At 62.9% G+C, this 8,697-nt stretch carries 9 protein-coding genes; 8 read left to right on the top strand and 1 reads right to left on the bottom strand.

Translation table 11 applies throughout. From position 1 onward, the window contains the following. Positions 1 to 211: 211 nt before the first annotated feature. A complete protein-coding gene (locus GUY40_RS21375) occupies positions 212 to 1,135 on the bottom strand; it encodes a LysR family transcriptional regulator (RefSeq protein ID WP_166570903.1) in 924 nt (307 codons plus the stop codon). Between the two features lie 185 nt (positions 1,136 to 1,320). Between GUY40_RS21375 and GUY40_RS21370 the strand changes: the two genes are divergently transcribed. The 8 genes from GUY40_RS21370 to GUY40_RS21335 all read left to right on the top strand — a co-directional run bounded on the left by GUY40_RS21370 (position 1,321) and on the right by GUY40_RS21335 (position 8,431). Continuing rightward, positions 1,321 to 1,860 (top strand): thiamine pyrophosphate-binding protein, encoded by a 540-nt coding sequence (locus GUY40_RS21370; protein ID WP_166570902.1) that lies wholly within the window; start codon positions 1,321 to 1,323, stop codon positions 1,858 to 1,860. Further along, positions 1,848 to 2,444 (top strand): thiamine pyrophosphate-dependent enzyme, encoded by a 597-nt coding sequence (locus tag GUY40_RS21365; protein ID WP_166570901.1) that lies wholly within the window; start codon positions 1,848 to 1,850, stop codon positions 2,442 to 2,444. Before GUY40_RS21370 ends, GUY40_RS21365 begins: the two co-directional genes overlap by 13 nt. Positions 2,445 to 2,589: 145 nt before the next feature. Next, positions 2,590 to 3,753, top strand: coding sequence for an acyl-CoA dehydrogenase family protein (locus GUY40_RS21360; RefSeq protein WP_166570900.1), 1,164 nt, complete (start codon positions 2,590 to 2,592; stop codon positions 3,751 to 3,753). Between the two features lie 76 nt (positions 3,754 to 3,829). Next, positions 3,830 to 5,032, top strand: coding sequence for a CaiB/BaiF CoA-transferase family protein (locus GUY40_RS21355; RefSeq protein ID WP_166570899.1), 1,203 nt, complete (start codon positions 3,830 to 3,832; stop codon positions 5,030 to 5,032). Positions 5,033 to 5,074: 42 nt separating this feature from the next. Continuing rightward, positions 5,075 to 5,824, top strand: a complete 750-nt coding sequence (locus GUY40_RS21350) for an electron transfer flavoprotein subunit beta/FixA family protein (protein ID WP_166570898.1) — start codon at positions 5,075 to 5,077, stop codon at positions 5,822 to 5,824. After that, positions 5,824 to 6,753: an electron transfer flavoprotein subunit alpha/FixB family protein gene (locus tag GUY40_RS21345; RefSeq protein WP_166570897.1), complete on the top strand. Its 930-nt coding sequence runs from the start codon at positions 5,824 to 5,826 to the stop codon at positions 6,751 to 6,753. Before GUY40_RS21350 ends, GUY40_RS21345 begins: the two co-directional genes overlap by 1 nt. Before the next feature lie 14 nt (positions 6,754 to 6,767). Then, on the top strand, positions 6,768 to 7,610 hold the full coding sequence (locus GUY40_RS21340; protein ID WP_166570896.1) for a MaoC family dehydratase N-terminal domain-containing protein: 843 nt from the start codon (positions 6,768 to 6,770) through the stop codon (positions 7,608 to 7,610). Continuing rightward, on the top strand, positions 7,607 to 8,431 hold the full coding sequence (locus GUY40_RS21335) for a CoA ester lyase (RefSeq protein ID WP_166570895.1): 825 nt from the start codon (positions 7,607 to 7,609) through the stop codon (positions 8,429 to 8,431). The genes GUY40_RS21340 and GUY40_RS21335 overlap by 4 nt, the downstream gene beginning before the upstream one ends. The last annotated feature ends 266 nt before the right edge of the window (positions 8,432 to 8,697 follow it).

The raw sequence follows: 8,697 nt of genomic DNA, 5'->3' as shown, positions 1-8,697 counted from the left end.
TACTGTGTCCCATGACTAACTCGTCGTAGCGTTTTGTCAGTCGGGCGTCTAGCCCGGTCATTTGATATCCATGCCGTCCCTTTATAGACCAGAATCGGGAGATGTGTAGATACCTATGCTGCGATGGGTGCACCGCGGTGTATCAGGCATACGGCGGTGAACTCATCGCAGGCAAGCCTTGCTCCTACACAGGCTGGTCATCCGCTGGGATTCAAAGCATGTGTCCCGCCCAGATTTTTCGCTCGACCAGGTCGGCAGCGATCTCGATGAAGGCGTCAGCAACGAACTTCGCCGCGGGGCTCACGCGGCGGTTCGCGGCGAACACCTGCACCAACTTGCGCATGGGGACCGGATCGACCAAAGGCGCGGCGCACAGGGTGCCGTTTTCCAGCTGGGAGTAGATCGACGCCAGCGGGAGAACGGTCAGGCCGAAGCCATTGCGGACCAGGTCGATCATCGCCCCGAACGAGTCGGCTTCCACAGGGGTCTTGAGCTTGATTCCGACTTCGCGCGCGCAGTTGTCCAGGATCATCCGCAGGTTGTGCCGTGCGCTGGGCACCACCAGTTCCTGTTCGGCCAGGCTCTTGAAGGCCACCGGCATGTCAAGGCTGAGCCCCGCAGCGGGTGGCCCGACCAGCAACAGGTTTTCCATCATTACCGGCACGATGCGCAGCGTGTGCAGCGGCTGCGGGTCATAGGAGATGGCCAGCTCCAGCTCGCCGCGCTGGACCCAGTCGAGCAGGTAACCGCTATAGGCTGAGGAAAACCGCACGGAGAGGTTCGGGTGCGCTTCGCGGATCCGGGTGACCAGCGGCACGGTGACGATCTCGGCAACGGTGGGTGTGGTACCGATCTGCACCGTGCCACGAAACGAGGCGCGCCCACCGACCACCGAACTTCGAATCGACTCCATTTCTTCCATGATCCGCGTCGCGTGGGCCAGTACCTCGCGGCCGGCATCGGTGATCACCATGCCACGGCCATGGCGGTCGAAGAGGTAGGCCCCGAGTTCCTTTTCCAACTGGCGAATCTGACGGCTGAGCGCGGGCTGGGCGATATGCAGACGGTCGGAGGCCTTGCTGAGGCTGCCAAGCTCTGCCACGTGAATCAGGGTATTCAGTTGAACGACATCCATGGGCGAACCAGTCAGGTTGATAGCGGGCTGCGCGCAGCAGCGAGTGAGCAAAAGTTTATACGTATGCAGTGCCACGAGGTATGCCCGTTGGGCATATCACAAAGAGAAAAACGGTAGTCGTCGTCGCCCGCCAGTCGCTCCAGAATGAGTGAAAACAACAACGCAGCAGTGCTTGGGAGACTGGCATGTCAACAGAAGCTGAACCAACCGTCGGGCAGGACTGGCAGGAGGACGTGTTCCGCGTACTCAAGGCCCACGACGTCAAGCACGTGGTCTTCGTACCGGATGCCGGCCACTCTGCCGCGATTCGCATGTCCTATGCAGACCCGGACATCAAGGCCGTGGTGCTGACCACCGAAGAAGAAGGCATCGGCTACCTCGCCGGGGCCTGGCTTGGAGGCGAGCGCGGCGCCCTGTTGATGCAATCAAGCGGCGTCGGCAACTGCATCAACACCCTCGCCCTGCAGGTCTGCGCAGGCTTCCCGTTGCTGATGGTGGTCACCCTGCGCGGCGACTGGGCCGAGTTCAACGCCTGGCAAAACCCCATGGGCCAGGCCACCGAGCAATCGCTGAACCTGATGAAGGTCATGACCTGGCGTGCCGACGATCCCAAGGATGTCGCCCCGCTGCTGCACGGCGCCGCCACCATGGCGTTCAACGGTGATTCGTCCACTGCCCTGCTGCTCGGCCAGCGCCTGATTGGAGAAAAGAAATGGGTCAAGTAAGCGCCAACCACACCCTCTGCCGCCGCGAAGTGGTCAAGACCCTGCTGGCAGACCGCAAGGACCTGCTGGTCGTCACCGGTCTGGGTTCAGCCTCCTACGACGTGATGGCCGCCGGCGACCACGACAACAACTACTACCTGTGGGCGGCGATGGGCAGCGCCATCACCGTCGGCCTGGGCCTGGCCAATGCCCAGCCGGACAAGTCGGTGGTGGTGGTGACCGGTGACGGCGAACTGCTGATGGGCTTCGGCGCCCTGGCCACCGTTGCCCTGCAAAAGCCTGCCAACCTGACCATCGCCGTGCTCGACAACGGCCACTTCGGCGAGACCGGCATGCAGGTCAGCCACGCCGGCTTCGGCATCAAGCTGGACCAGATCGCCCAGACTTGCGGCTTCAGCTGGACCAACGAAATCCGCGACATGGAAGGCGTGCATGATCTGCGCGAGCGCTTCGCCAGTCGCGACGGCGTAAAGCTGGCGACGATCAAGATCAAGGCCGAAAACCCGCCGCGCGTGCTGCCACCGCGTGATGGTCACTACATCAAGAATCGCTTTCGCGCAGCCCTGGGCCACAACCCCATTTGATGATCACCACCGACCTTGTAGGAGCGGCGGTCCGGCGTCCCGGCCTGGCCGCGATGGGGCGCGCAGCGGCCCCTGGGTCTGCTTCGCAGCCCATCGCGGCCAGGTCCGCTCCTACAGTTCGATCCTGAACCGGAAGAGAACAAAAATGACTGATCGCAACGACGAAGCACTCAATGCCATCCGCGAGGGCGTGCGCGCCCTGTGCGCTGAATTCGATGCTGCCTACTGGCGCAAGATCGACGAAGAGAAGGGTTTCCCCGAAGCCTTCGTCAGCGCCATGACCGAAGCCGGCTGGCTGTCGGCGATGATTCCCGAGGAGTACGGCGGTTCCGGCCTGGGCCTGGCAGAGGCCTCGGTGATCCTTGAGGAGGTGAACCGCTGCGGTGGCAACTCCGGCACCATCCACGGGCAGATGTACAACATGTTCACCCTGCTGCGTAACGGCAGTGAGGCACAGAAAAGCTACTACCTGCCCAAGCTGGCCAGCGGCGAGCTGCGCCTGCAGTCGATGGGGGTCACCGAGCCCACCACCGGCACCGACACCACCAAGATCAAGACCACCGCCGTGCGTAAAGGCGACAAGTACGTGATCAACGGCCAGAAGGTCTGGATCTCTCGTGTCCAGCATTCCGATCTGATGATTCTGCTGGCCCGCACCACGCCACTGGCCGAAGTGACGAAAAAATCCGAAGGCATGTCGATCTTCCTGGTCGACCTGCGCGAAGCCATCGGCAATGGCCTGACGGTTCAGCCGATCGCCAACATGGTCAACCACGAGACCAACGAACTGTTCTTCGACAACCTGGAAATTCCTGCCGACAGCTTGATCGGTGAGGAAGGCAAGGGCTTTCGTTACATCCTCGACGGCCTGAATGCCGAGCGCACCCTGATCGCGGCCGAATGCATCGGCGACGGCCGCTGGTTTACCGAAAAATCCGCGGCCTATGCCCGCGACCGCGTAGTGTTTGGCCGCCCGATCGGGCAGAACCAGGGCGTACAGTTCCCGATTGCCGAAGCGCACATCGAAATCGAAGCCGCTGACCTGATGCGCTGGCGCGCCTGCGAGGAATACGACAGCGGCAAGAACGCCGGTGCCAGTGCCAACATGGCCAAGTACCTGGCGGCCAAAGCGTCGTGGGAAGCCGCCAACGCCTGCCTGCAAACCCACGGTGGCTTCGGCTTTGCCTGCGAATACGACGTCGAGCGCAAGTTCCGCGAGACCCGCCTGTACCAGGTCGCGCCGATCTCGACCAACCTGATCCTGTCCTATGTGGCCGAGCACCTGCTGGAGCTGCCACGGTCGTTCTGAGGCAGATTGTGAACACCCATTGGCCCGGCGCTGCTGTTCGCGGCGCAGGGCGTGCCATGACAAGAGAGATAACACCATGAGCCAGCCCAAGGGTATCCGCCCGCTCGACGGGATCACCGTCGTCAGCCTTGAACACGCCATCGCAGCGCCCTTCTGTACCCGCCAACTCGCTGACCTCGGCGCCCGGGTGATCAAGGTTGAACGGCCGGGCGTGGGCGACTTCGCCCGCGGCTACGACCAGCGCGTCAACGGTCTGGCCTCGCATTTCGTCTGGACCAACCGCTCCAAGGAAAGCCTGACCCTGGACCTCAAGCAGGACGCCGCCGGTGGCGTGCTGGAGCAATTACTGGAGAGCGCCGATGTGTTGGTCCAGAACCTCGCACCCGGTGCCGCCGCGCGCCTGGGGCTGTCCTTTGAAGCCTTGCGCACGCGCTTTCCGCGGCTGATCGTCTGCGACATTTCCGGCTACGGGGTCGGTGGCCCTTACGAGAAGAAGAAAGCCTACGACCTGCTGATCCAGAGTGAGGGCGGCTTTTTGTCGGTCACTGGTAACCCGGGCGATGATCAAATGGCCAAGGCTGGGTGCTCCATCGCCGACATCGCCGCTGGCATGTATGCCTACACGGGGATCCTCGGCGCCCTGCTGCTGCGCGACAAGACCGGTAGCGGCAGCCACCTTGATGTGTCGATGCTGGAAAGCCTGGTGGAGTGGATGAACTACCCGATGTACTACGCCTACGAGGGCGCGCCACCACCACCGCGCGCCGGCGCGGCTCACGCGACCATCTATCCCTATGGCCCCTTCCCCATCGGCGACGGCAGCACGGTGATGCTCGGTTTGCAGAACGAGCGCGAATGGCAGCTGTTCTGCGACAAGGTCCTGATGCAGCCGGATCTGGCTGGCGATGAGCGTTTCAATGCCAATTTCAAGCGCGTGGAGAACCGAACGCAGCTGCGCGAATTGATCGTGCAGGCCTTTGCTGCATTGACCTTCGATGCGGTGATCGAACGCCTTGACCAGGCACAGATTGCCAACGCGCGGGTCAACGATATGCAAGGTGTCTGGGACCATCCGCAACTCCTGGCCCGTGAGCGCTGGCGCGCCGTCGGCACACCCGCAGGCAGAGTCCCGAGCTTGTTGCCACCGGCGTCCAACAGCGCTTTCGAACCGCGCATGGACGCCGTGCCGGGCCTGGGCGAACACACTGAGCAGATACTGGCCGGGCTGGGATTGTCAGCGGAACGCATCGCGAATTTGCGCGCTGACGGTGCGATCTGAACCCAAGCAGGTTTCAATGAATTTGTGGAGCACATAACGTTCATGAAAGTTCTAGTCGCGGTAAAACGGGTGGTCGATTACAACGTCAAGGTTCGCGTCAAGGCGGACAACTCCGGCGTCGACCTGGCCAACGTGAAAATGTCCCTGAACCCCTTCTGCGAAATCGCTGTGGAAGAGGCGGTGCGCCTGAAAGAGCAAGGCGTTGCCAGCGAGATCGTGGTGGTCAGCGTCGGCCCGGCTCTGGCGCAGGAACAGCTGCGTACGGCCCTGGCTCTGGGTGCCGACCGTGCCGTGCTGGTGGAGTCCAATGATGAGCTGAACTCCCTGGCCGTGGCCAAGCTGCTCAAGGCCGTGGTCGACAGGGAACAGCCCCAGCTGGTGATCCTTGGCAAACAAGCCATCGACAGCGACAACAACCAGACCGGCCAGATGCTGGCGGCCCTGACCGATTACGCCCAGGGTACGTTCGCCTCCAAGGTGGAAGTCGCGGGCTCCAAGGTCAGTGTCACCCGTGAAATCGACGGCGGCCTGCAGACCGTTGCCCTGAACCTGCCGGCGATCGTCACCACCGACCTGCGCCTGAACGAGCCACGCTACGCTTCCTTGCCCAACATCATGAAGGCCAAGAAGAAGCCGCTGGAAACCGTCACCCCGGATGCTCTGGGCGTTTCCACCGCCTCGACCAACAAGACCCTCAAAGTTGAAGCCCCGGCGGCTCGCAGCGCAGGCATCAAGGTCAAGTCGGTTGCAGAACTGGTCGAAAAATTGAAGAACGAAGCGAAGGTGATCTGATGGCTATTTTGGTTGTTGCTGAACATTCAAATGCCGGGCTGGCCTCTTCCACGCTCAACACCGTGGCTGCTGCAGGCAAGATCGGTGGCGAAATTCATGTGCTGGTGGCCGGCGCCCATGTCGGTGGCGTGGCCGAAGCCGCTGCGAAGATCGCTGGCGTCACCAAGGTGCTGGTCGCCGATAACGCTGCCTACGTCCACCAGCTGCCGGAAAACGTTGCGCCGCTGATCGCAGGGCTTGCGGCGGGTTACAGCCACATCCTCGCGCCAGCCACCTCCAACGGCAAAAACATCCTGCCACGCGTGGCCGCTCAGCTGGACGTCGACCAGATCTCCGAGATCATCTCGGTGGAGTTGGCCGACACCTTCAAGCGTCCGATCTACGCCGGTAACGCCATTGCCACCGTGCAATCGACAGCGGCCATCAAGGTCATCACCGTACGCGCCACGGGCTTTGACGCCGTTGCCGCCGAAGGGGGTACGGCGTCGGTCGAGATCCTTTCAACCGCCCACAACGCAGGCAAGTCGTCCTTTGTCACCGAAGAGCTGGCCACCTCCGATCGCCCGGAACTGACCGCTGCCAGGATCGTCGTTTCCGGCGGTCGCGGCCTGCAGAATGGGGACAACTTCAAGCACCTGTACGCCCTGGCCGACAAGCTCGGCGCCGGCGTCGGTGCATCCCGCGCTGCCGTCGACGCAGGCTTTGTGCCCAACGACATGCAGGTCGGCCAGACCGGCAAGATCGTCGCGCCGCAACTGTACATCGCCGTCGGCATTTCCGGTGCGATCCAGCACCTGGCCGGCATGAAAGATTCCAAAGTGATCGTTGCGATCAACAAGGATGAAGAGGCACCGATCTTCCAGGTCGCCGATTACGGCCTGGTGGCGGACCTGTTTGAAGCCATTCCAGAACTCACCGCGGCGGTCTGAAAGGAGTAAACCTCATGAGCACCCTTGATCTCTCTGCCTGGATCGGCCGCACCGAAGAACGCCGCGACCAGATCAGCGACAACCTGGTCAAGCGCATTGCCGCGACCCTGGGAGAAACCGCACCGCAGCCCGGTGAAGCGCTGCCACCGCTGTGGCACTGGGCGTTCTTCCAGGACACGGTTGCCGCAGCAGGTCTGGGACAGGACGGCCACCCGGCACGGGGCGGTTTTCTGCCGCCGGCAGACAATCGCAACCGTATGTGGGCCGGGAGTCGGCTGACGTTCAAGCAACCCTTGCTGGTCGGGGCCGAGGTCGACCGTGTTTCGACCCTTCTCAACGTCGAAGAAAAACACGGCCGTACCGGCTCTCTGCTGTTCGTCACGGTTCGCCATGAGTTCTTCCAGCACGGCGAGAGCGTGCTGCTCGACGAGCAGGATATCGTCTACCGCGAGCCCTCCCCGCCCAAGCTTGGCGGCACCGAGCCGCTGCCGGCCGGGCAGTGGCGCGAGTCGGTGGAGCCCAACGCAACGCTGTTGTTCCGTTACTCGGCCGTGACCTTCAACGGCCACCGCATTCACTATGACTACCCTTACGTCACCGAAACCGAAGGCTATCCCGGCCTGGTGGTTCATGGGCCGCTGATTGCCACGCTCAACCTGCGAGCGTTTACGCGCGCGCATCCAGACGCAACGCTCAAGCGCTTCAGTTTCCGCGGCGTACGACCGCTGATTTCGCCGCAGCCTTTCGAAGTCGGCGGGCGGGTGATCGAAGCGGGCAAGGCACACGTCTGGGCGGGCAACGAAGACGGCACCGCGCAAGTGGGTGAAATCGAGTTCGACCAAGGAGTTGCCCGATGAGTACGTCCATTGTGCGCAGTGCCCTGTTCGTTCCCGCCACCCGTCCCGAGCGAATCCCGAAGGCGCTTGCCAGCGGAGCAGACCGGGTGATCGTCGACCTGGAAGATGCCGTCGAGGAGCGCCTGAAGGAGCAGGCGCGAGCCAATCTGGAGCGGTTTCTCACCGAGCATCCCGAAGCGCGAGTGCTGGTACGAGTCAATGCGCCGGAACACTGGGCTCATCCGGCTGATCTTGCGCTGTGCCAGCGACATCCTGGCGTCACCGGCATCCTGCTGCCCAAGGCCGAAACGGCGGCGCAGGTACTGAGCGCTCACACCACCGGCAAACCGCTCTGGCCGATCATCGAAAGCGCCCGTGGCCTGGCCGCGCTGGGCAGCATCGCTGCGGCGCGCGGTGTCGAACGGCTGTTATTCGGCAGCCTGGATCTGGGGCTGGACCTGAATCTGCGCAACGGCAGCCAAGCGGCTGAACAGGTGCTCGGCCAGGCACGCTATGCCGTGTTGTTGCACACCCGCGTCGCGGGCCTGGCAGCGGCACTGGATGGCGTGTTCCCTGGCATCCAGGACACCGCCGGGCTGCGCGAATCGGTAGCGTTCGCCCGCGACATGGGCTTTGGCGGCGCCTTATGCATCCACCCAAGCCAAGTCGCGGTGATTAATGCCGCACTGCAGCCCAGCCCTGAAGAATTGGCCTGGGCCCGCCGCATACTCGATGCGGCGGCTTCGGGTGAAGGGGTGTTCGTGCTCGACGGGCAAATGGTCGATGCCCCGGTGATCGGCCGGGCCCAGTCGATCATTCAAAGGGCCGGCGACTCGGTTTGACACCGATCGGGCCGTCCCCCTGTGTAGGAGCAAGGCTTGCCTGCGATGAAGACACCGCGTTGCATCAGGAACACAGCGGCGCCTGCATCGCGGGCTAGCCCCAATGCCAGTCAGTTAAGCAATTGAACGACGCAACCCTGTAGGAGCGGACCTGGCCGCGATGGGCTGCGCAGCGGCCCCTGAGGCCATTGGCATCTGCGATTGAGCCAGCGAGTGCAGGTGATTTCAGAATCGCCGGGGCTGCTTCGCAGCCCATCGCGGCCAGG

The organism is Pseudomonas sp. R5(2019), assembly GCF_009905435.1.
Lineage (GTDB): Bacteria > Pseudomonadota > Gammaproteobacteria > Pseudomonadales > Pseudomonadaceae > Aquipseudomonas.
This window is presented reverse-complemented; position numbering and strand designations above follow the sequence as displayed.